Genomic DNA, 22,809 nt, shown 5'->3' on the forward strand with positions numbered 1-22,809 from the left:
CAGCGTCCATTGGTGGAATCGCATCGCAACCCTGCACTCACCACGCAAAAGAAAAGCGGCGCAACCTGGAAGGGCCGCGCCGCATGATAAAACCAGTCGAATACCAAACGGAATGCGCGCTACTCGGCGGCGCGACGCCCACCCGGCAGCAGGCCGGTCAGCGCCCCGGCGAGTGCGTCGGCGTCGTTGCCGACGATAAGGTCGAGGCCGTTGGGTGGCATCTCCATCACCGCACGCACGCCGGCACCCTTCAGCGCGTCTGCGCTCGCCTTTCCGGCATCGGCCAGTTCGATCCGCAGACGGGTGGTGGCGAAGGCGGCAAGCGTCTTGATGTTGCCGACCCCGCCCAGCGCCTCGGCGATTCGGGCGGCGCGGTCGGTCGGCAGCGGTGCCCCCGCTGCGGCCGGAGCAGAGACCGGCTTGACGGGGACAGGCACCGCAACGGCGGCCGGACCGTCGGCTTCCGCGCCGGCGGAGCGCAGATACTCCTGCATCTCGGTCTTCAGGTTCTCCGACAGGGTGCCGAACACCGCCTGCACGCTGTCGCGCACCCGCAGGATGCCGGAGGCCCCCATGCTGCGCAGCTTGCCCTCGTCGACGCGGGCCGGGTCCCGGACCACCACGCGCAGGCGGGTGATGCAGGCGTCCAGGTTGGCGATGTTTCCGCGCCCGCCGAAGGCCAGCACGAGGTCGCGCGCCCGCTCGCTGCCGGTGGCGGACATGGCGCCGCCCTCCGTCGCATCCTCGCGACCGGGGGTCTTCAGGTTCAGCGCCTGGATGGTGTAGCGGAACACGACGTAGTAGATCGCCGCATAGGCCGGCCCCAGGATCAGCACCAGCCACCATTTCTGCGAATAGGGGCTGAGTACGTTGAACAGCACGAAGTCGATGCCGCCCTGGGAGAAGGTGAAGCCCATATGGGCGCCCAGCGAGTTCATGATGAACTGCGAGGTCGCCGCCAGCACGGCGTGGATCAGGTACAGCACCGGCGCCAGGAACAGGAACGAGAATTCGATCGGTTCCGTGATGCCGGTCAGGAAGGAGGTGAGCGCGGCGGAGATCATGATGCCGCCGACACGGACCCGGTTCTCCGGCTTGGCGGCATGCCACATGGCGATGGCCGCGGCCGGCAGGCCGAACATCTTGAACAGGAAGGCGCCGGACAGGATGCCGGCGGTGGGGTCGCCGGCGAAATAGCGGGCGATGTCGCCATGGACCACCTGTCCCGCCGCATTCTGGAAGGATCCGATCTCGAAGAAGAAGGGCACGTTCCAGATGTGGTGCAGGCCGAAGGGGATCAGCAGGCGTTCGACGAAGCCGTAGATGGTCGCCGCCAGACGCGGGTCGTTCACCGCCGCCCAGTGCGAGAAGCTGTTGATGCCGCCCTGGATCGGCGGCCAGATCACCGACAGCACGACGCCCAGAACGATGGCGGCCAGCGCGGTGATGATCGGCACGAAACGCTTGCCGGCGAAGAAGCCGAGATAGGCCGGGAGTGCGATCTTGTAGAAGCGGTTGAACATCGCCGCCGCAAGACCGCCGGCCAGGATGCCGCCGAACACGCCGGTTTCCATGGACTTGATGCCCATGATGGTCTTGGGTTCCATCCCCCAGACACCGGTCATCACGCCCAGCGTGGCCAGCATCACGATGTAGCCGATGGTGGCGGCGATGGCCGACACACCGTCATTCTCGGTATAGCCCAACGCGACGCCGATGGCGAAGATCAGCGGGAGGTTCCCGAAAATCACATCGCCCGAATTCTTCATCAGCATCGACAGCAGCGGCGGCATCCATTCGAAGTTCGCCGCACCGATGCCAAGCAGCAGGCCGGCGACGGGAAGAACCGCCACCGGCAACATCAGCGATTTGCCGATTTTCTGTAGAAACGCAAAGGGGTTCAATGCCATGGCGGCTCTCCCGCAATTTGTCCGGCGGCGGCAAGATCGTCATCCCCGGACGGGGATACAACCCGTAAAGGGATCAGGTCTCACGACATAGGCGACATAGTTTGTCAGGCAAGGCTTGAGGCTTATCCCGGATGCGCATGATCCGGCGCGGATTGGCCGCAGGCTTCCGCCTTTTCCGGACAGAAAGTTTCGATACTCTATAGCGGGAATTGCGCCTGGGCCATGCGGCGTCTGCGCGCATACAAACGATCCGGCTAACGTGCCAGGATCGCAGCCGTCCGACGCGAAGGCGCCCGCCGGGGTCGATGCGTTAAGAATGAGGACCAACCAATCATGACCGCGATCACGCTTGCAGCACCGCTGGCCGGATGGGCCATGCCGCTGGCCGAAGTTCCCGACCCCGCCTTCGCCCAAGGGCTCGTCGGGACCGGCATGGCCATCGACCCGACCGTAAACGAGTTGCGCAGCCCCTGCGACGGCGTCGTGCTGTCGGTTCACCGCGCGCGCCATGCCTGCACCCTGCAGGCCGCCAGCGGGGCGGAGGTGCTGCTGCACCTGGGCGTCGACACCGTCGGGCTGAACGGCGACGGCTTCACCGCCCATGTCCGCGACGGGCAGGCGGTGAAGACCGGCGATCTCCTGATCGGCTTCGACATGGATCTGGTGGGAAGCCGGGCGCAGAGCCTGGTCAGCATGATGGTCGTCGTGAATGACGGCTTCACCGTCGACGGCCAGTCCGTCAACCGCGAGATCGCCGTCGGCGAGCCGGCGATGACCGTCCATGGCGGCAGCGGCGCCGATGCCGCCGCTCCCCCCGCCACTCCCGACTCGGACGAGACCGGCGAGCGCAGCGTTGTCCTGCCCATCGCCAACGGGCTGCATGCCCGGCCGGCCGCCGCCCTGGTCGCCGCCACCAAGGCCTATCCCGGAACCGTCACCATCCACTGCCGCGACCGCAGCGCGAATGCCAAGAGCGTCGTCGCCCTGATGGGGCTCGGCACCGTGCTGGGCGACCGGCTGACCGTGCGCGCCGCGGGTCCCGGTGCCCAGGACATGGCGGTGAGCATCGCCGTTCTGATCGAAGGCGGGCTGGGCGATCCGGTCGTGGACACTGCCTCGGCACCGGCCGCGACCGCTGCCGCGCCGGTTGTCGCCACCCCGGCCTCGCCTGCAACCGGCCCCTCGGCCCAACCGGCGGAGGAGATCGGCCCGCCCTTCGCCCCCGGCGAGGAGGTTCTGCTGAAAGGCACCATCGCCGTGCCGGGGCAGGCGGTGGGATCCGTCGTCCGCCGCTTCCGCAGCACCGTGCGCGTGGCGGAGGAGGGCGCCGGACCGGCGGTGGAGGAGCCGCGGCTGCATCGGGCGCTGGACAGCGTGATCGCGGAGCTGGGCCGCTCGGCCGAGCGGATGCCGGAACACGCCGCCATCTTCCAGGCCCACCGCGAATTGCTGGACGACCCGGAACTGCTGGACGGCGCGCTCGCCGACATCCGCGCCGGAAAGAGCGCGGAATGGGCCTGGCAGCGGACGGCGCGGCTGCAGGCCGATGCGCTGGCGGCGCTGGCCGATCCGCGCATGGCGGAACGGGCGGCCGACCTGCGCGACCTGGAACAGCAGGTGCTGGCCGCGCTGTCCGGCAAGGCGCCGAGCATCGGTCTGGCGGACCTGCCGGCCGGCAGCATCGTGCTGGCAGACGAAATCCTCCCCTCCGACCTTGCCGGCGTCCCGGCGGGGCGGCTGGCCGGCATCGGCATGGCGCATGGCGGCCCGACCTCCCACGCCGTCATCCTGGCGGCGGCACTCGGCGTGCCGACGGTGGTGGCGCTCGGCCGGCAGGCGGAGCGGGTGCCGGACGGCGCCCCCGTCGTGATCGACGGCAACCGCGGCGAACTGCTGGTCTTCCCGCCGGAGGACATGCTGGCGACCACGCGCACCGCCGTCGCCGCCCGTGCCGCGCGGCGCGAGGAGAACCGCCGCAGCGCCGGCGAGGAGTGCCGGATGGCTGACGGCACGCGCATCGAGGTGTTCGCCAACCTGGGCCGGGTCAGCGACGCCCCCGGCGCCGTGGTGGAGGGGGCGGAAGGCTGCGGCCTGCTGCGCACCGAATTCCTGTTCCTGGAACGCCAGTCCGCCCCCACGGAGGACGAGCAGCACCGGCAGTACCAGCAGATCGCCGACGCCCTTGAAGGCCGCCCGCTGGTGATCCGCACACTGGATGTCGGCGGCGACAAGCCGCTGTCCTATCTGCCGCTGCCGAAGGAGGAGAACCCGGTGCTGGGTCTGCGCGGTGTCCGCGTCGGCTTGCGCGAACCCGAGCTTCTGCGTGCGCAGATCCGCGCCATCCTGCGGGTGAAGCCGGCGGGCGCCTGCCGCATCATGGTGCCGATGATCGCCTCGCCGTCGGAACTGCTGGCGGTGCGGGGAATGGTGGACGAGGAGCGTGCAAAGCTCGGCCGCGCCGAACCGATCGAGCTGGGTGCGATGATCGAGGTGCCGTCCGCGGCGCTGATCGCCGACCGCATCGGCGCCGTGGCCGATTTCCTGTCCATCGGCACCAACGACCTGACCCAGTATGTGCTGGCGATGGACCGCGGCAACCCGCATGTGGCGGCCCAGCTCGACGCGCTGCATCCGGGTGTGCTGCGGCTGATCCGCCTTGCCGTGACGGGGGCCAAGACCCATGACCGGACGGTCGCGGTCTGCGGCGGCTCCGCCTCGGACCCGATGGCGGCGCCGCTGCTGATCGGGCTCGGCGTGACGGAACTGTCGGCCACCCCGGCGGTGATCGCCGACCTGAAGGCCTTCATCCGTACCCTGCGCATGGAGGACTGCCGCCGCGTCGCCGAAGCGGCGCTGGCCACCGACAGCGCCGACGAGGTCCGCCGGCTGGTGGCGCAGGCGTGGCCGGCGATCTGACGCCGGGCTTGCAGAGCAGAGGCACACAAATGAAAGGCCGGCCGCCCATTCCCGGGCGGACCGGCCTTTTCCTTCCGACCGGGCGAAAGCCTACCGGCCCGGATCAGACCCGTCCGGTCATCGGCAAGGCGGCCACCGCCCGCCGCCCGCCATACCAGCGGGCGGCGCCGCGGGTGGCGGTGCGCATCGCGGCGATGCCGATCAGCGACGCAGCGACGAACAGGCCGGTTTGCAGGTCTCCCCGCGTCAACAGCGCAGCGGCCATGCCGACAACCAGCACCCGGTAGACCGTCTCGCAATAGCGCAGCCCAGCCAGGAAGGCGTCGGCACCGCCGAAACCCTCGCCGCCGGCAAGCCGTCCGAACTGCGACGGCCCGGTCATCGGGCTCGCCGGTCCGGTGGCGCCAAGCGCGATCATCGCCGCCAGCGCCGCGACACCGGCCAACGCCAGCGCGCCCAGCAGCGGATGCAGCATGGCCAGGATCGCCAGATGGATCGGCGCCCATACGGCATCCAGCAGCCACACGCGCTCCAGCCACGCCACGGCTCCTGCAGACGGCATCAGCCGCGCCAGTTCCCGCGCCTGGGCGAAGTCCAGCAGAGCGTGGAGGGCGAAAAGCCCCAGCGCGACGGCGACAAGAGCGAGCAGGGCGCCATTCCCCCCGCCGTCCCACAGGGCCGACTGGAGCGGAGTGGCATAAAGCGCGCTGCCGGCCACCAGCAGATTCGCCAACGCTCCGAACAGACCGCTGCGGACCAGGGCGGATCGGTTGATGGCCGCGTGACGGGCGGTGGACGACGCCATGGCGGACGCTCGCGTTCGGAAAGGAAGGACCGGAGACGTGGAACGGCCCCCGAAGCCCGGGCTTGGAGCCGGTGGGTCCCGATGGGCGGACTGCTCGAACGATACAAGTCTCATGCGGGTTACGGCCGGACAGCCGCTCCTTCACCACGGGGCGCTGGAACTGTGCGCCGGGCCGGAGACCGGTGCATCGTGGGCATGATGCGTGGGAAAATTTCCCACATCAAGCGAAAAGGTGATTCCCTTTCCGCCGCCCCGCGCTATTGTCAGTTCTGTCGTGGGGCATGGTCGCCCTTGTCATTGGCCAGCTTTGTTGGAGTTTCCGGCGCGTGCCGACCCGCAACCCCGAATCCGACAGCCCGAAGGGGGGCGGCTCATCCGGGGCGACTCCCCCTCCGGCCGTGCTGACGGCGGTGCGCCGGGTCCTGGTTCCGCTGGTGCGGACGCTGATCGGCTTCGGGATATCCTGGCCGATGCTGGCGAACCTGCTGAAGTCGGTGTATGTCGAGGTGGCGGAGCGAGGCTTCGCGCTGCCCGGGAAGCCGATGACCGACAGCCGCATCACCCTGCTGACCGGCGTCCACCGCAAGGACGTCAGCCAGATCCGCAACGCTCCGCCGCCGGCGGAGGCCGCCGCCGCCGCCGCGCCTTCGTTCGGATCGCAGGTGTTGAGCCGTTGGCTGACCGAAGCCGCCTTTCGGGATGCCGACGGCCGGCCGCGCCCCCTGCCCCGCAATGCTCCCTCCGATGGCGGGGCCAGCTTCGAGACGCTGGTGACCGGTATCAGCAAGGACATCCGCCCTCGCGCCCTGCTGGACGAATTGCTGCATGCCGGGCTGGTGGTGGAGCGGCCGGACGGTCTGCTCGAACTCGACACCGCGGCGCATGTGCCGCGGGGCGATCTGGACAAGCTCGCCTATTATTACGGCCGCAACCTTGCCGACCATCTGGCGGCATCCGGGCACAATCTGGCCGGCGGCATGCCGCCTTTCCTGGAACGGGCACTGGCATACGACCGGCTGTGCCCCGACTCCATCGCCGCCCTGCGCCGGGAGGCGGACCGGCTGGGCATGGCGATGCTGGTGGAACTGAACCGGATGGCCGCCGACCTTGCCGACGGCGATGCCGACCGCGAGGACGCCAACCACCGCTTCACCGCCGGCCTATACCTCTATGACGAGGCGGAACCGCCCGCTCCTGCGCTGAAAGCCGCCGATTCCGGCGGGGAAACGGCCCCGCCGTGACCGCTTCCGCCAGCCCCCCGCCTCGCCGCCCGGTCGGCATTCCGGCCGGCAGGCTGACCCGCAACATTGTGGCAACGCTGATGCTGGCCGCCGCCGGCTGCGCGCCCCTGTACGACGGCTTCTCCCGCGATGGAAGCATGGCGGACCGAGGGATCGGAGGAACCGGCATTGCAGTCACCGACCGCGGAATCGGCGGCACAGGAATAGTCGGCACCGTGACCGCCTTCGGCAGCGTCTGGGTCAACGGACTGCGGGTCGATCTGCCGCCGACCACCGCGGTGCGGATCGAAGGGCAGCCGGCGGAGCCTGGTAAGGTCAAGCTCGGCCAGACGGTCGCCATGACCGCTGGTCCCGGCGGGCCGACCGGCCTTACCGCACGCACGTTGGAGGTCCGGTACGCCGTGGCCGGTCCGGTCGAGCGGGCGGAGGGAAGCAGCGGTCTGGTGATGGGGCAACGCATCGACCTCGCCGATGCGGAGGGAACCACCGCGCTCACCCCCGGCCGCTGGGTCGCCGTTTCCGGCCTGCGCCGTCCGGACGGCGTCGTGGACGCCAGCCGCGTCGATCCCTGGAATCCCGCCCAGGGTTGGGTTCTGCGCGGCCGTCTGGATGCGGTCACGCCCACAACCCTGACCGTTTCCGGGGTGACGCTCCAGCGCGGGCTGAACCTTGCCATGCCGCAGGTCGGAAGTCTCGTGCGTGTCGCCGGAGATCGGGCTGCGGCAGGTGCCTCCGGCAGTTCGGCGCTGTCGGTCGAATCCGATCCCTTCAATCCCTTCGGTACGACCGTCGGCGCGCTGTCGGTCGAAACCTATGTGGATCCGTCGGGACAGACGGCGATCCCCGGCGGCCCCCGGCTGGACATGTCGGATCGCGGAACTGCGCCGGCACGGGTGGTGATCGACAGCATGGTGACCTCAGGCGGCGGACTCGGCAGCAGCCGCGCCTACGGCGCCCAGCGCCTGGGCGGACGGTCGCTGTCCGGCGCCGATCCCGCGGCACGCGCCGCCGGGCTGACGCGCGACGGCCAGCGTCCGGATGGCCCGCGTCCGGATGGCCCGCGCCCCGACGGTTCGCCACCAGAGGGACAGGAAAGCCCCAACGACGCCATACGCGGCCATCCCGGATATGCCGCTCCCGGTTGGACGCCGGGACCTGGCCGCTCCGCCGCTGACGAAGACACAAGATCCGGCCTTGCGCGCGCCGCCAGTCCCCCCTCTCCCGGCGCATCCTCGCCGGTGGATGGCAGATTCGGCGGGGCGCACAGTGGATCGGTCGGGGCGCCCGGCAGCGGCTTCGGCCGCGGCCCAGGTTCTGGCAGGGGGCCACGCGGACCGGGGAATGGACCGGGGGGAGGACCGGGCGGCGGACCGGGCGGCCGTGGTGGTGACATTCATTAAGGCCTTGCGGCGCAATCCGACAAATTATCGTTGTGCGGGCAGCGCTGTGAGGTGCCCCATCTTGGAAAGAACCGGAAGCCGCACAAACTTTGATCGAAATGCTTCGACAACTCTTGCCATCGCACGATACCCAGGCCCCATATCCATCATTTTATTCGATATTGTTGAAAATATTTTTCACTGACGGGGTTGGTTCTCCTGCGGCATTTTGATCCAGGTTTTCAATATGCCTGCATTCTCAAAGCGATCTACATTAAAATACTAGTATATCAACATCGAAGGAATGCCCCCGCGGAAGGACATGTCCAGTTGTCGATATGGGAAGAGCCCGGCAGACCGCCCGGAATCCTTTATCGCCTCCGGTTCAGACCATGGGCCATGACGAAAGCCCCCTGCCGCACGACCCCGGACATCTCCCGGGCTCATGCCGACCGGCGTCACTGTCGCCCCTTCCGCACGGGCCGGAACTCTTCGCACAGACGGGACCTTACCATGATCACGCTCCTTTCGCGGCTGTCGATCCGCGCCACGCTTGGCCTTGTCGTCGCCGCGCTGGGCCTGCTGCTGATCGCCACCAGCACCTACACGATGATCGATGTCGTGAACCGCACGCGCACCGCCAACAGGGTCGCCACGCTCAGCGAGACAAGCCGCGAGCTGCTGCGCACGCTGCTGGCAATCCGGTTGGAGCGTGGGCTGGTCGGGCCGGCGCTGGGGGCCGAAGGGGCGGTCGGCGACGCCGAACTCCGCCAGATTGCGGCGAACCGCGAGGTGGCCGAGGCCGGCTACGCCGCCATCGCCGCGAAGCTGGGCGGGCTCGACCTTCCCGGCCTGCCGGCTGCAACGGAGAAGCTGCGCAGCGCACACGACACGCTCGCCGCCCTGCGCCGGCAGGCCGACGACGCGCTCCGGCAGGGCAGATTGGCACGCGATCCGGCGGTGGCCGCAGCGTGGGCGACGGCCCCGGTCGCCTATCTCGACGCGCTGACCGCCGCCACCGACCTGCTGGATGCCTCGCTGAAGCTGGCCGACCCGATGGTCGATCACCTGCTGGGCATCAAGCGCGCCGCCTGGAACACCCGGCTGAATGCCGGCGGCATGGCGCTGCGCATCCAGACCGCGGTCGCGACCGGCCAAGCCTGGACTCCGGCCGATGCGCAGGCGGTGGCGGAAGCGATCGGCCGCACCACCCATGCCTGGACCCTGGTGACGGAATCCGCCAGCCGTCCCGACACGCCGGACGCCATCCGTGATGCGGTCGAAAAGGCGAAGGTGAATTTCGAAGGCCCGCTGGTCGAACAGCGCAAGGCGGTCCTCGCCGCGCTCACCGAAGGACGCAAATCGCCGGTGGAGATCGGCACGATGCGCCAGCAGGACACCCTCAGCCAGGGCTATATCGTCGATGCCGCACTGGCCGCGGTGGACCTGATGGTCGCCCGTGCCGATGCGCAGGCGGCACACGCCACGCGCGACGCGGCCGTTGCCGGCCTGCTGGTGGTGGCCGCCATCGCCCTGACCGTCATCGGCCTGATCGTCGCCAAGCGCCGGGTGAGCGACCCAATCCGTTCCATGACAGACGCGATGCGCCGTCTGGCCGACCGTGACATGGCGGTGGCGATCCCCGGACTGGACCGCAGCGACGAGATCGGCGGCATGGCCGCGGCGGTCACAGTGTTCCGCGACAGCATGATCACCGCCGACCGGCTCGCCGCCGAACAGGCGCGCGAACAGGCCGCCAAGGAGAAGCGCGCGGCCCATCTGGAAGCGCTGATGCGCGACTTCGACGCCAAGGCGATGCACATCGTCGAGACGGTCGCCTCCGCCGCCACCGAGATGCAGGGCACCGCCGGGGCGATGTCCACCACCGCGTCCCAGGCCAGCGAGCAGGCGACCGCCGTCGCCGCGGCATCCGAACAGGCCTCCGCCAACGTCCAGACGGTGGCCTCGGCGACGGAGGAGCTGTCAGCCTCCATCCTGGAAATCGGCCGTCAGATCGCCGCCTCCACCCGCATCTCGGACGAAGCGGTAAGCCAGGCCGAACAGACCGACGCCACCATGCGCGTCCTGGTGGAAGCTGCCGACCAGATCGGCCATGTGGTGGAGATGATCAACTCCATCGNCGCGCGCGGCACGACGGAGGTCTCCTCCACCATCGTCGGCGTCAACCGGGCGGTGCTGGAAACCGGCTGCGCCGCCACCGAGGTTCTGGACGCCGCCAGCAGCCTCGCCCGCGAGGCGGAAACCCTGCGCGGCGAGGTCACATGCTTCATCACCGCGGTGCGCGCGGCGTAACCATCCTCCGCCGAAGCGGGTCAGGTCCGCAGCTGCCCGCCCGCCCCCGCCAGCATGGTTTCCTGCACCGCCATCACCGCCGCCCCGATCACCCCGGCGCTCTCCACCTCCGGCACATACTGGATGTCGAGATGCCGGGTGGAGAGGGCAAGCGAGCGCTGATAGACGCTCTGCCGGATCGAGGCCAGCAGCAGCGGCCCGATCCGGGCGACGCCGCCGCCGATGAAGATGTGCGACGGGTTGAAGAAATTGACCACCGCCGCCAGCATCCGGCCGATATGGGCGCCGGCCTGCTGGACGATGGCATTGGCGGCTGCGTCGCCCGCACGGCTGGCATTGCCGAGATCGACGGTGGTCAGAGCGCCGTTGCGCTCCAGCAACTCCATCAACCGCGGGCTTTCGCCGGCGCGTGCCGCCTGTTCCGCCATGCGGGCGATGGCCGGACCGGCCGCCATCGCCTCGACGCAGCCGGCATTGCCGCAATGGCAGACCGGTCCCTGCGGATCGACACAGATATGCCCGACGTCGCCGGCTGAACCGTCCCGTCCGCGATAGACAATGCCGTGGCAGATGATGCCGCAGCCGATGCCGGTGCCGATCTTGATGACCAGAAAGTTCTGAAGCTGGCCGCGCAGGCGCCAATGGGTTCCCAGCGCCATGATGTTCACGTCGTTGTCGACGAAGACCGGTGCGGCATACTCTTCGGCCAGACAATCGCGGATCGAGAAGCTCTCCCATCCCGGCAGCAGCGGCGGGTTGACCAGCATGCCGCTGTCGAAGGCGACCGGCCCCGGTACGCCGACCCCGATCCCCAACACCTGTGCAGCGCCGATCCCGCAACGCTCCCGCGCCTCGCGCAGCAGATCTCGCACGCGTGCGAACAGGGCGGCCGGACCGTCGCGGACCTCGGCCGCTTCCGACCGGTGATCCAGCACCGTCATGTCCGGCGCCAGCAGAGCGACGTCCAGGCTGGTGGCGCCGATGTCGATCCCCGCCAGCACCCCCATGCGGTGGCTCAGCCGCAGCACCTCCGGCCGCCGCCCACCGGACGAGGGCTGCACCCCACCCTCCTCGATCAGCTCGCGCGCGATCAGGCTCGATATCGCGAGATTCGCCTTGCTCTTGGAGAAGTCGACCGACGTGGCCAGTTCGCCGCGCGACAGCCCGCCCGACCAGAACAGCCGCTCCAGCATGGCGCGCTCACCGTCGGACAGACGTTGCCAGTCAACCATCGACGTGTGCCCTTCCGATCCTTGCGGGGTCAGACCCCCACCCCAACCCACCCCTACCACACCTCTCCACTTTTGCCAAATTATGTTCGAAGTTGGCCATTGTCTGTCCAAAGCGTCGAGCTTACCATCCGCTTAACAGACGAAGCGGCGCCCTTCGGGACGACACGCTCCGCGATGGGAGAAACGTCATGGACGGTATCCGCCCCGCCGCAGGCTTGTGGCCGGTGGACGGACCGTCAGGGGGTGCGGAGCGATGAGCCTGCATGTCGCCTTCGACGGCATCATCAAGGAATTCGGGCCAAAAGGATCGGGGGCCGTGCGGGTTCTGCACGGCGTCGGCTTCGACCTGCATCCGGGCCGGGTGCATGGGCTGCTGGGTGAGAATGGCGCCGGCAAATCGACGCTGATGAAGATCCTCGCCGGCTATCACGCGCCGACCTCCGGCACGCTCCGCATCGACGGCGAGGCGGTGACGTTCAAAAGCTCCCGCGACGCCGAGAAGCAGGGGATCGTGCTGATCCACCAGGAACTCAGCCTCGCCGACGACCTGACCGTCGCGCAGAACATGTTCCTCGGGCACGAGATCAGGCGCGGCTGGCTGCTGGACGACCGTGCGATGCGAACACAGGCGGCCGAAGCCCTGCGTCAGGTCGGCTTCGACCGCGATCCCGACACCAAGGTGCGCGACCTGATCGTCGCCGAAAAGCAGCTGGTGGAAATCGCCAAGGCGCAGTTGCGCAACGCCCGCCTGCTGATCATGGACGAGCCGACGGCCAGCCTGACCCCGTCCGAATGCGACCGGCTGTTCGGGCTGATCGACCGGCTGCGGCGGGACGGCGTCACCATCGTCTACATCTCCCACAAGCTGGACGAAGTGGAACGCATCACCGACGAGGTGATCGTGATGCGCGACGGCCGCTTCGTCGCCCGTGCTCCCACCGCCGAGACGCCACGCCAGCGCATGGCGACGCTGATGGTCGGGCGCGAGCTGACCGACATGTTCCCGGACAAGCGAATCCCGATCCTGGGCCCGGCCCTCGGCAGGCCGCTGATGGCGGTGCGCGGCCTGACCGTGCCCGGCTGGGCGGAGGATGTCAGCTTCGACCTCCACCCTGGTGAGATCCTGGGCTTCGCCGGTCTGGTCGGCGCCGGCCGCACCGAACTGTTCGAAGGCATCCTGGGCCTGCGCCCGCGCAGCGGCGGCACCGTCGAGATCGAAGGCCGCCCGGTCACCTTGCGCAACCCGCGCGAGGCGATGCGCAACGGGCTGACCTATCTCAGCGAGGATCGCAAGGGCAAGGGTCTGCACGTCACCATGGGGCTCAGCGACAATTTGACCCTGATGACGCTTCGCCACCACGCCCAGCCGCTGTTGTCGCCGGCCTCGGAGGAGCGGGCGCTGGAGCATGCCGTCGCCAGCTTCGGCATTCGCGGCGATCCGCGGGGAACTGCGTCGTCCCTGTCCGGCGGCAACCAGCAGAAGCTGGCCATCGCCAAGTTCCTGGAACCCGACCCGCGCGTCTTCGTGCTGGACGAGCCGACGCGCGGCGTCGATGTCGGCGCCAAGCGGGACATCTATTTCCTGATCGCGCGGCTGGCCGCCGAAGGGCGCGGCGTGATCGTCATTTCATCGGAACTGATCGAACTGATCGGGCTCTGCCACCGGGTGATCGTGATGCGCGGGCGCCGGGTGACCGCGACCGTGCCCGCCGACCGGCTCAGCGAAGAGGAGTTGATTGCCCATGCCATCGGCACCCGCCCCAACCCCAGCCACTGAGGTCCGGCGCGACGGTGCGGCACCGCGCAAGCCGGCCCGCCGCTTCGACCCGCACCGCTTCGGCCCGGTCATCGGGCTGGTGCTGCTGCTGATCGCCGGCACGGCGCTGAACCCGGATTTCGCCACCTGGGACAACCTGATGAACGTGCTGACCCGCACGGCCTTCATCGGCATCATCTCCATCGGCATGTGCTTCGTCATCATCTCCGGTGGGATCGACCTGTCGGTGGGATCGATGGCGGCGCTGATCGCCGGCGCGATGATCCTGCTGATGAACGCGCTGGCCGGATCGGTCGCTTCGCCGGTCGCGGTGGTGGGGCTCGGCATGCTGTTCGCGCTGCTGCTGGGCGGCGGCTTCGGGCTGGCACACGGCTATCTGGTCACGCGCGGGCGGATCGAGCCCTTCATCGTCACGCTGGGCACACTCGGCATCTTCCGCGCCGTGCTGACCTGGCTGGCCGACGGCGGCGCCATCACGCTGGACAACGACCTGTCGGACGCCTACGGCCCGGTCTATTACGGCAGCCTGCTGGGCATCCCGGTGCCGGTCTGGGTCTTCCTGGTGGTGTCGGTCGCCGGTGCCGTCCTGCTGAACCGCACCGCCTTCGGCCGCTATGTCCAGGCCATCGGCTCCAACGAACAGGTCGCCCGCTTCGCCGCGGTGGATGTCGACCGGGTGAAGCTGCTGACCTACGGGCTGCTCGGCGTCTGCGTCGGCATCGCCACGGTTCTGTATGTGCCGCGCCTGGGCTCCGCCTCCCCCACCACCGGCCTGCTGTGGGAGCTGGAGGCCATCGCCGCGGTGATCGTCGGCGGCACCTCCTTCAAGGGGGGCGAGGGGCGGATCGCCGGCACGGTGATCGGTGCGGTTCTGCTGTCGGTCATCAGCAACATCCTGAACCTGACCAGCATCATCAGCGTCTATCTGAACGCGGCGGTCCAGGGCTGCGTCATCATCGCCGTCGCCTTCCTGCAGCGCCGGCGTCCCTAAAAAACGAAGTGGAGGAGAAACGTCATGTCGGAAGTTGCGCGTTACACTCGTCGCATGGTGCTGGGCACCGGCTTGGCGATGGCCGCGACGGTCGCCCTCGGTTGCGCACTGGGCGGCGTCGCCTTCGCGGCGGACACGGTAAAGCTGGGCGTCAGCATCCCGGCCGCCACCCACGGCTTCACCGGCGGCATCGTCTGGTGGGCCAATCAGGCGAAGGCGGAGCTGGAGAAGGCCCACCCCAACCTGAAGATCACCGTCAAGACCGCCAGCGGCGCGCCGGAACAGGCGAACCAGCTTCAGGATCTGGTGACGGTGACCAAGATCGACTCGCTGGTCATCTTCCCCTTCGAATCCGCCGCCCTGACCCAGCCGGTGCTGCAGGCGAAGAAGAAGAACGTCTATGTCACCGTCGTCGACCGCGGCCTGACCGATCCCAGCGCGCAGGACGCCTATATCGCCGGCGACAACACCGCCTTCGGCCGCATCCCGGCCGAATACATCGCCAAGAAATACAACGGCAAGGCCAACATCGTGGCGCTCCGCGGCATCCCGACCACGCTCGACAACGAGCGCTGGGAGGCCTTCACCGGCGTGCTGAAACAGTATCCGGACATCAAGATCCTCGATGGCAAATACGCCAACTGGAACCGTGACGACGCCTTCAAGGTGACGCAGGACTTCCTGACCCGCTTCAAGGACATCGACGTCGTCTGGGCCGCCGACGACGACATGGCCTTCGGTGTGCTGAAGGCCATCGAGCAGGCCAAGCGCACCGACATCAAGGAGGTGTTCGGCGGCGCCGGGTCCAAGACGATGGTGAAGACCATCATGGACGGCTCCAACCCGCTGATCCACGCCGACGTGTCCTATTCGCCGAAGTTCATCTACGACGCCATCAAGATGACCGCCGAGGCGCGCCTGAAGGGCGACAAGCTGCCGGCGACCCACATCATCCCGTCGGCGCTGATCACCAAGGAGAACGCCAAGGAGTTCTATTTCCCGGATTCGCCGTACTGATCCCTGGTTCGTCCCCCCCTGACGCTCCCTCTCCCCGCGTGGGAGGGTCAGGGGGACAACCGCCAGCCGACACCTCCCCCCATCAGGGAGCCAGACCCATGAAGACCATCAAAGGCCCGGCGATCTTCCTCGCCCAGTTCGCGGGTGACGCAGCCCCCTTCAACTCGCTGGACGCCATCGCCCGCTGGGCCGCCGGCCTCGGCTTCAAGGGCGTGCAGATCCCCAGCTGGGACCACCGCCTGTTCGACCTGCACAAGGCGGCGACCAGCCGCACCTATTGCGACGAGGTCAAGGGCACGCTGGCCGATGCCGGCGTCGAGATGACCGAGCTGTCGACCCACCTGCAGGGCCAACTCGTCGCCGTCCACCCCGCCTATGACGCGCTCTACGACGGCTTCGCCCCGGCGGAAGTCCATGGCCGCCCCGACGCCCGGCAAGCCTGGGCGGTGGAACAGCTGCACCTCGCCGCCAAGGCGTCGGCGAATCTCGGCCTGACCGCGCACGCCACCTTCTCGGGCGCGCTGGCCTGGCCCTATCTCTACCCGTGGCCGCAGCGTCCGCCCGGATTGATCGAGACCGCCTTCGACGAGTTGGCGAAGCGCTGGCGCCCGATCCTCGACGCCTTCGACGAGGCCGGCTGCGACCTCTGCTACGAGATCCACCCCGGCGAGGACCTGTTCGACGGAACCACCTTCCAGATGTTCCTCGACCGGGTGGGCGGGCATAAGCGCTGCAACATCCTGTTCGACCCCAGCCACTTCGTCCTGCAACAGCTGGACTATCTCGGCTACATCGACGTGTTCCGCGACCGCATCCGCATGGTCCACGTCAAGGATGCCGAGTTCAATCCGACCCCGTGGCAGGGCGTCTATTCCGGCTATGCTCCGTGGAAGGACCGGGCCGGGCGCTTCCGCTCGCTCGGCGACGGGCAGGTCGATTTCCGCGGCATCTTCTCCAAGCTGACCCAGTACGGCTTCGACGGCTGGGCGGTGCTGGAATGGGAATGCTGCATCAAGCATCCCGAACAGGGAGCCGCAGAGGGCGCCCGCTTCATCCAGGACCACATCATCCGCGTCACCGACCGCGCCTTCGACGATTTCGCCGATGCCGGAACCGACGAGGCGGCCAACCGCCGGATCCTCGGTCTGGGGAAAGGAGCATCATGAGCGCGGATCAAGCACCGGCGTCGTCGAGACGCTTGCGGCTGGGCATGGTCGGCGGTGGCCAAGGCGCCTTCATCGGCGCCGTCCACCGCATCGCCGCCCGCATCGACGACCGCTATGAACTGGTCGCCGGCGCCCTGTCCTCCAACCCGGAACGGGCGCGGGCCAGCGGGGCTGAGCTGTTCCTGGCGCCCGACCGCTGTTACGACGACTTCCAGACGATGGCGAAAGCGGAGGCGGCACGCCCGGACGGCATCGATGCGGTCGCCATCGTGACCCCCAACCACCTGCATTACCCGGCCGCGAAAGCCTTCCTCCAGGCCGGCATCCATGTCATCTGCGACAAGCCGCTGGTCCATACGGTCGAGGAGGCGGAGGACCTTGCCGCCCTGGTGCGCAGCCGTGACCTCGTCTTCGTGCTGACCCACAATTACAGCGGCTATCCGATGATCCGGCAGGCCCGTGCCATGGTGGACTCGGGCATGCTGGGCCGGATCAGGGTGGTTCAGGCCGAATATGCCCAGGACTGGCTGGCGACCGACCTGGAGGCCAACGGCAACAAGCAGGCCTCCTGGCGCACCGACCCGGCACAGAGCGGCATCGCCGGCTGCCTCGGCGACATCGGCACCCACGCCTTCCATCTTGCCGAGTTCGTGACCGGTCTGCGCTGCAGCGATCTCGCCGCCGACCTGACCGCCTTCGTGCCCAACCGGCGGCTGGACGACAACGCCCACATCATGATGCGCTTCGACGGCGGCGCCCGCGGCATGCTGTGGGCCAGTCAGGTCAGCCCCGGCACCACCAACGGCCTGCGCCTGCGTGTCTTCGGCGAGGCCGGCGGATTGGAATGGCAGCAGGAACAGCCCAACGAGCTGCGCTTCACCCCGCTGGGCGAGCCGACCCGCAGCCTGCTGCGCGCCGGTGCGGGAAGCCTGCCGGCGGCCAGCGCCATCTCGCGCACCCCAGCCGGCCATCCTGAAGGCTATCTGGAAGGCTTCGCCCAGATCTACCGCGATGCCGCCGATCTCATCGCCGCCCGCCTGGACGGCCGTCCGGCCCCCGCCGACGTACCCTTGCCAACGGTGGAGGATGGGGTGCGCGGCGTACGCTTCATCCACGGCGCGGTGGAGTCAAGCCGACGCAATGCCGCGTGGGTGTCATTGGCTGGCTAGTTCCCTCCCCCCCGGTAAGGGGGGTGACCGATGTAAAAAAGCCGGTCCTCTCCTGGGAGGGCCGGCTTTTTTGCGTATGCGACAGCACAATGCGCAAAACCGGCAAAAGCCGTTCCGAAGAGGCAATCACCCTCCCGGCCCTTTCCGTACCATCCGTTCATCAAGACAGCCGGAGCCGGTCCAGCCGCCCGGCACGGCCCCGAACGGACCTCGCATGACCACCCACGACTTCACCCCCTCGCGCCGGACGGTTCTGTCCGGCAGCGCCGCCCTTGCCGTCGCGGGCAGCGGCCTGCTGACCGCGGTCGCCGGCCCCGCCGCCGCCGAAAAGACGGCCACTCCGACCAAAGGAACGAAACCGATGCTCCAGGGCAGCTATGTCACCACCAAGGACGGTGTCCAGATCTACGTCAAGCAGTGGGGACCGCAGACCGGCCAGCCGGTTGTCTTCAGCCATGGCTGGCCGCTGACCGGCGACGCTTTCGAAGACCAGATGATGTTCCTGGCGCGGCACGGCTACCGCACCATCGCCCATGACCGCCGCGGCCATGGCCGGTCGTCGCAGCCGGGCTTCGGAAACGATCTCGACCATTACGCCGACGATCTGGCCGCGGTGACCGAGGCGCTGGAGTTGAAGAACGCCGTCCATGTCGGCCATTCCACCGGCGGCGGCGAAGTCGCCCGCTACATCGGCCGCCATGGCGTGTCGCGCGTTGCCAAGGCGGTGCTGATCGGCGCCATCCCGCCGATCATGGTGAAGACCGACTGGAATCCCGACGGTGTGCCGATGGAGGTGTTCGACGGCATCCGCGCCGGGGTGAAGGCCGACCGGTCGCAGTTCTTCAAGGATCTGACCATCCCCTTCTACGGCTACAACCGTCCGGGCGCCAAGGTTTCGCAGGGCGTCATCGACAGCTTCTGGATGCAGGGCATGATGGGCGGCCTGCTGGCCGAGTACGAGTGCATCAAGGCCTTCTCCGAGACCGACCAGCGCGAAGATCTGAAGAAGATGATCGTCCCGACGCTGGTGATGCATGGCGACGACGACCAGATCGTCCCGATCGCCACCTCCGCCAAGGCCGCCGTCGCCCTCCTGCCGAAGGGCACGCTCAAGGTCGTCCCAGGTGCGCCGCACGGCATCTGCACCACGCACAAGGACATCGTGAACGAAGAACTGCTGGCCTTCATCCGCGCCTGAGCGGACAACGGGCATTCGTCCTGATTAATGCAACAATAATGTTCTGATCAGCACGATTGTTCCGTCCATAGGCCGCGTGCCATTGTCCTTTCAGACGGCGGCGCCAAGGAAAACGGCAGCCAACCTCCTGAAAATCCATATAGATCATAGGAAACGATCATGACCTTCCCGGCCAAGTCGCTCATCAACGCCGACGACACCGTCTTCATCTTCATCGATCATCAACCGCAGATGTCCTTCGGCGTCGTCAACATCGACCGCCAGCAGCTGAAGAACAACACGGTCGCGCTGGCGAAGACCGCCAAGCTGTTCGGCGCCTCGACCATCGTGACGGCGGTGGAGACCGAGAGCTTCTCCGGCTACATCTGGCCGGAACTGATGGACGTGCTGCAGCAGGATCCCATCGAGCGCACCTCGATGAACAGCTGGGATTCGGAAGAGCTGGTGGCCGCCGTCAAGGCGACCGGCAAGAAGAAGCTGGTGATCGCCGCCCTGTGGACCGAGGCCTGCCTGCTGTTCCCGACCCTGTGCGCCATCGAGGAGGGCTTCGAGGTCTATATCGTCACCGACGCCTCGGGCGGCACTTCGCAGGAATCGCACGACGCCGCCATCCGCCGCATGGAGCAGGCAGGCGCCCATTCCATCACCTCGGTCAACGTCCTCCTGGAACTGCAGCGCGACTGGGCCAAGCGCGGCACCTATGACGGCGTGATGGCCATCGTCCGCGAGCATTTCGGCGCCTACGGCATGGGTGTCGATTACGCCTACACCATGGTCCACAAGGCCCCGCAGCGCGGCGAATACGCCCACAAGGTGATCGGCGCCGCCAAGCACGAGCACGCCTGACCCTGCGTCCCTGCGCCCGGCACCGACCGGGCGCAGGCCGTCCTGTGCGGACCAGCATCCAGACCGGGAGCCCGGACCCATGATGCCCTATCTCCTATCGGCCGGCGCCGGCATCCTGGTCGGTGTCATCTATGCGCTGATCGGCGTCCGTTCGCCGGCGCCGCCGACCATCGCCCTGATCGGACTGCTCGGCATGCTGGTCGGCGAACAGGTGGTGCCGGTCGTCAAGCGGCTGATCGCCGGCGAACCGGTCGTCGCCTTCATCCAGACCGACTGCGCCCGCCATGTGCTGGGTCCGCAGGCCGGAGCCGACCAGCCGCCAGCCGTTACGACACCGGACGGAGGGAAGGCGTGACACCCCCCGCCCCTCCCGCGATCGGCCGCCGCAAGGCGTTGGCGGGAAGCGCCGCCGCGACCCTGCTCGCCTCGCCGCTGATGTCCACCCTCGCGTCCAGAACCGGGAATGCCGCCATGCCCAACACCACCGCCCAGACCGCAACCGCCGGTGACGTCATCCTCGTCAACGCCAAGGTCACGACGCTGGATCGCACCAACCCCCAGGCCAGCGCCATCGCCATCCGCGACGGCCGCTTCCTCGCCGTCGGCACCGAGGCCGAGGTGCGCACCGCAGCGCCGCAAGCGACTGTGATCGACGCCAAGGGCCGGCGGGTGATCCCCGGTCTGATCGACAGCCACATGCACATCATCCGGGGCGGCCTGAACTACAACATGGAGCTGCGCTGGGATGGCGTGCCGAGCCTTGCCGACGCCATGGCAATGCTGAAGCAGCAGGCTGCCATCACCCCGCCGCCGCAATGGGTCCGGGTGGTCGGCGGCTTCACCGAGCACCAGTTCGCCGAAAAGCGCCTGCCGACCATCGAGGAGCTGAACGCCGCGGCCCCCGACACGCCGGTCTTCATCCTGCACCTCTACGACCGCGCCCTGCTGAACGCCGCGGCCCTGCGCGCCGTCGGCTATGGCAAGGACACACCCAACCCGCCGGGCGGCGAGATCGTGCGCGACGCCGCCGGCAATCCGACCGGCCTGCTGCTGGCCCAGCCCAACGCGACGATCCTCTATTCGACACTGGCGAAAGGGCCGAAGCTGCCGCCCGAGTACCAGCTGAACTCCACCCGCCATTTCATGCGCGAGATGAACCGGCTGGGCGTGACCGGGGTGATCGACGCCGGCGGCGGCTTCCAAAACTATCCCGACGATTACGCCATCATCGAAAAACTGCATGCCAACGGCGAGCTGACCTTGCGCATCAGCTACAACCTGTTCACCCAGAAGCCGAAGGAGGAGCTTGCCGACTTCGCCGGCTGGGCGTCCAAGGTCAAGCCGGGCGACGGCGACGACAGCTACCGCCACAACGGCGCTGGCGAGATGCTGGTCTATTCCGCCGCCGATTTCGAGGATTTCCGCGTCGCCCGGCCCGACATGCCGCCCAATATGGAAGGCGATCTGGAGCCGGTGATCCGCCTGCTGGCCGAAAATCGTTGGCCCTGGCGCCTGCACGCCACCTACGATCAGACCATCAGCCGGGCGTTGGACGTGTTCGAAAAGGTCAACCGCGACATCCCCTTCGACGGGCTGCACTGGTTCTTCGACCATGCGGAGACGATCAGCGACCGCAACATCGACCGCATCGCCGCACTCGGCGGCGGCATCGCAATCCAGCACCGCATGGCCTATCAGGGCGAGTACTTCGTCGAGCGCTATGGCACGAAGGCGGCGGAACGGACCCCGCCCATCGCCAGGATGATGGCCGCCGGCCTGCCGGTCGGCGCCGGGACCGACGCCACCCGCGTCGCCAGCTACAACCCGTGGGTCTCGCTGTCCTGGCTGGTCACCGGCCGGACGGTGGGTGGTCTCGGCCTCTATCCCCCGGCCAACCGGATGGACCGCGAAACCGCGCTGAGGCTGTGGACAGAGGCCAACACCTGGTTCTCCAACGAGCAGGGCAAGAAGGGCCAGATCAAGGCCGGGCAGCTGGCCGACCTCGCCGTGCTGTCCGACGACTTCTTCTCGGTGCCGGAGGACCGCATCGCCCATCTCGGCTCCGTCCTGACCATGCTCGGCGGCGCGGTGGTGCATGGCGAGGGCGATTACGGCCCGCTGGCGCCGCAATTGCCCAAACCGATGCCGGACTGGTCGCCGGTGCGCACCTTCGGCGGTTATTACAAGGCGGCCGACGGCGGTGCGGGCGATCGGCGCAAGGCTCTGGCATCCGCCTGCGGCTGCGCCAGCGGCTGCGGCGTGCACGGACACGACCATGCCGCCGCCTATGCCGCCGACGTTCCGGCCGCCGACGTGCAGTCCTTCTGGGGCGCGCTCGGCTGCGGCTGCTGGGCGGTGTGACCCCCTCGACCCTGAAGCTGCTCCCTTCTCCCCTCAACACGAGCCGGCCCCGCCATGACCTTCCGCGATCTGGAACGCCCGATCGACCGCATCCTCGACTGGGACGGCACATGGTTTCTGGCCCGGCTGGCGCTGGTCGGGGCCTATCTGCTGGGTGGGTTGGCGAAGCTGGACGACTGGCCGGGTGCGCTGGCGGAACAGGCGCATTTCGGCCTGCATCCGCCGGCGCTGTGGGCGGCCCTGACCATCCTGGTCGAACTGGTCGGGCCGCTGCTGATCCTGCTGGACCGGGCGTTGTGGCTGGGGGCCGGAGCGCTCGGCGTGTTCACCGTGCTCGCCGCACTGATCGCCAACGATTTCTGGACGATGGCCGGTCAGGAGCGCTTCATGGCGACCAACGCCTTCTTCGAACATCTCGGGCTGGCCGGCGGCTTCGCGCTGGCCGCCATGCTGTCGCGGCTGCGCCGACGCTCCCGACGCTTCTGAGA

17 protein-coding genes are annotated in these 22,809 nt (G+C 68.3%); 14 read left to right on the forward strand and 3 right to left on the reverse strand.

The features are described from left to right. Positions 1-119: 119 nt before the first annotated feature. Positions 120-1,910, reverse strand: a complete 1,791-nt coding sequence (ptsG, locus tag A6A40_RS15510) for a PTS glucose transporter subunit IIBC (RefSeq protein WP_108546830.1) — start codon at positions 1,908-1,910, stop codon at positions 120-122. 333 nt (positions 1,911-2,243) lie between these two features. On the opposite strand from ptsG, the gene ptsP reads away from it, so the two are divergent. After that, complete coding sequence (gene ptsP / locus A6A40_RS15515; RefSeq protein WP_108546831.1) at positions 2,244-4,826, forward strand: phosphoenolpyruvate--protein phosphotransferase; 2,583 nt, start codon at positions 2,244-2,246, stop codon at positions 4,824-4,826. A gap of 103 nt (positions 4,827-4,929) precedes the next feature. Here ptsP and A6A40_RS15520 read toward each other — a convergent pair whose 3' ends face one another. Next, positions 4,930-5,631, reverse strand: coding sequence for a hypothetical protein (locus A6A40_RS15520; RefSeq protein ID WP_108546832.1), 702 nt, complete (start codon positions 5,629-5,631; stop codon positions 4,930-4,932). Between the two features lie 326 nt (positions 5,632-5,957). Here A6A40_RS15520 and A6A40_RS15525 point away from each other — a divergent pair, with 326 nt between their 5' ends. From A6A40_RS15525 to A6A40_RS31370, 3 genes are all read left to right on the forward strand, one after another. After that, positions 5,958-6,872 (forward strand): DUF6502 family protein, encoded by a 915-nt coding sequence (locus tag A6A40_RS15525; RefSeq protein WP_108546833.1) that lies wholly within the window; start codon positions 5,958-5,960, stop codon positions 6,870-6,872. Beyond that, positions 6,869-8,272: a DUF5666 domain-containing protein gene (locus tag A6A40_RS32200; RefSeq protein WP_108546834.1), complete on the forward strand. Its 1,404-nt coding sequence runs from the start codon at positions 6,869-6,871 to the stop codon at positions 8,270-8,272. Before A6A40_RS15525 ends, A6A40_RS32200 begins: the two co-directional genes overlap by 4 nt. Positions 8,273-9,700: 1,428 nt before the next feature. After that, on the forward strand, positions 9,701-10,391 hold a 691-nt coding region (locus tag A6A40_RS31370; protein ID WP_261344797.1), incomplete at its 3' end, for a HAMP domain-containing protein. 193 nt (positions 10,392-10,584) lie between these two features. On the opposite strand, the gene A6A40_RS15540 is transcribed toward A6A40_RS31370, so the two are convergent. Then, complete coding sequence (locus tag A6A40_RS15540; protein ID WP_108546836.1) at positions 10,585-11,796, reverse strand: ROK family protein; 1,212 nt, start codon at positions 11,794-11,796, stop codon at positions 10,585-10,587. A 253-nt stretch (positions 11,797-12,049) separates the two neighbouring features. Between A6A40_RS15540 and A6A40_RS15545 the strand changes: the two genes are divergently transcribed. The 10 genes from A6A40_RS15545 to A6A40_RS15590 all read left to right on the forward strand — a co-directional run bounded on the left by A6A40_RS15545 (position 12,050) and on the right by A6A40_RS15590 (position 22,807). After that, positions 12,050-13,573: a sugar ABC transporter ATP-binding protein gene (locus A6A40_RS15545; protein WP_108546837.1), complete on the forward strand. Its 1,524-nt coding sequence runs from the start codon at positions 12,050-12,052 to the stop codon at positions 13,571-13,573. Continuing rightward, positions 13,539-14,564 (forward strand): ABC transporter permease, encoded by a 1,026-nt coding sequence (locus tag A6A40_RS15550; RefSeq protein ID WP_108546838.1) that lies wholly within the window; start codon positions 13,539-13,541, stop codon positions 14,562-14,564. Before A6A40_RS15545 ends, A6A40_RS15550 begins: the two co-directional genes overlap by 35 nt. 78 nt (positions 14,565-14,642) lie before the next feature. Next, positions 14,643-15,581: a substrate-binding domain-containing protein gene (locus tag A6A40_RS15555; protein ID WP_174718530.1), complete on the forward strand. Its 939-nt coding sequence runs from the start codon at positions 14,643-14,645 to the stop codon at positions 15,579-15,581. Between the two features lie 98 nt (positions 15,582-15,679). Then, the gene (locus A6A40_RS15560) at positions 15,680-16,747 is read left to right on the forward strand and encodes a sugar phosphate isomerase/epimerase family protein (protein WP_108546840.1); all 1,068 of its coding nucleotides are present in this window, start codon (positions 15,680-15,682) and stop codon (positions 16,745-16,747) included. Then, a complete protein-coding gene (locus A6A40_RS15565) occupies positions 16,744-17,916 on the forward strand; it encodes a Gfo/Idh/MocA family protein (RefSeq protein ID WP_108546841.1) in 1,173 nt (390 codons plus the stop codon). The genes A6A40_RS15560 and A6A40_RS15565 overlap by 4 nt, the downstream gene beginning before the upstream one ends. Positions 17,917-18,130: 214 nt before the next feature. Next, positions 18,131-19,114 carry an alpha/beta fold hydrolase gene (locus A6A40_RS15570; RefSeq protein ID WP_108546842.1) on the forward strand — a complete coding sequence of 328 codons (984 nt, stop codon included), beginning with the start codon at positions 18,131-18,133 and terminating at the stop codon, positions 19,112-19,114. 159 nt (positions 19,115-19,273) lie between these two features. Beyond that, positions 19,274-19,960: a hydrolase gene (locus tag A6A40_RS15575; protein ID WP_108546843.1), complete on the forward strand. Its 687-nt coding sequence runs from the start codon at positions 19,274-19,276 to the stop codon at positions 19,958-19,960. A gap of 79 nt (positions 19,961-20,039) precedes the next feature. Then, complete coding sequence (locus A6A40_RS15580) at positions 20,040-20,315, forward strand: XapX domain-containing protein (RefSeq protein WP_108546844.1); 276 nt, start codon at positions 20,040-20,042, stop codon at positions 20,313-20,315. A 116-nt stretch (positions 20,316-20,431) separates the two neighbouring features. Then, positions 20,432-22,321, forward strand: coding sequence for an amidohydrolase (locus tag A6A40_RS15585; RefSeq protein ID WP_236783865.1), 1,890 nt, complete (start codon positions 20,432-20,434; stop codon positions 22,319-22,321). Between the two features lie 54 nt (positions 22,322-22,375). After that, entirely contained in the window at positions 22,376-22,807 is a 432-nt protein-coding gene (locus A6A40_RS15590) for a DoxX family protein (protein WP_108546845.1), read from the forward strand. The last annotated feature ends 2 nt before the right edge of the window (positions 22,808-22,809 follow it).

It is taken from the genome of Azospirillum humicireducens (assembly GCF_001639105.2).
GTDB classification, from domain to species: Bacteria; Pseudomonadota; Alphaproteobacteria; order Azospirillales; family Azospirillaceae; genus Azospirillum; species Azospirillum humicireducens.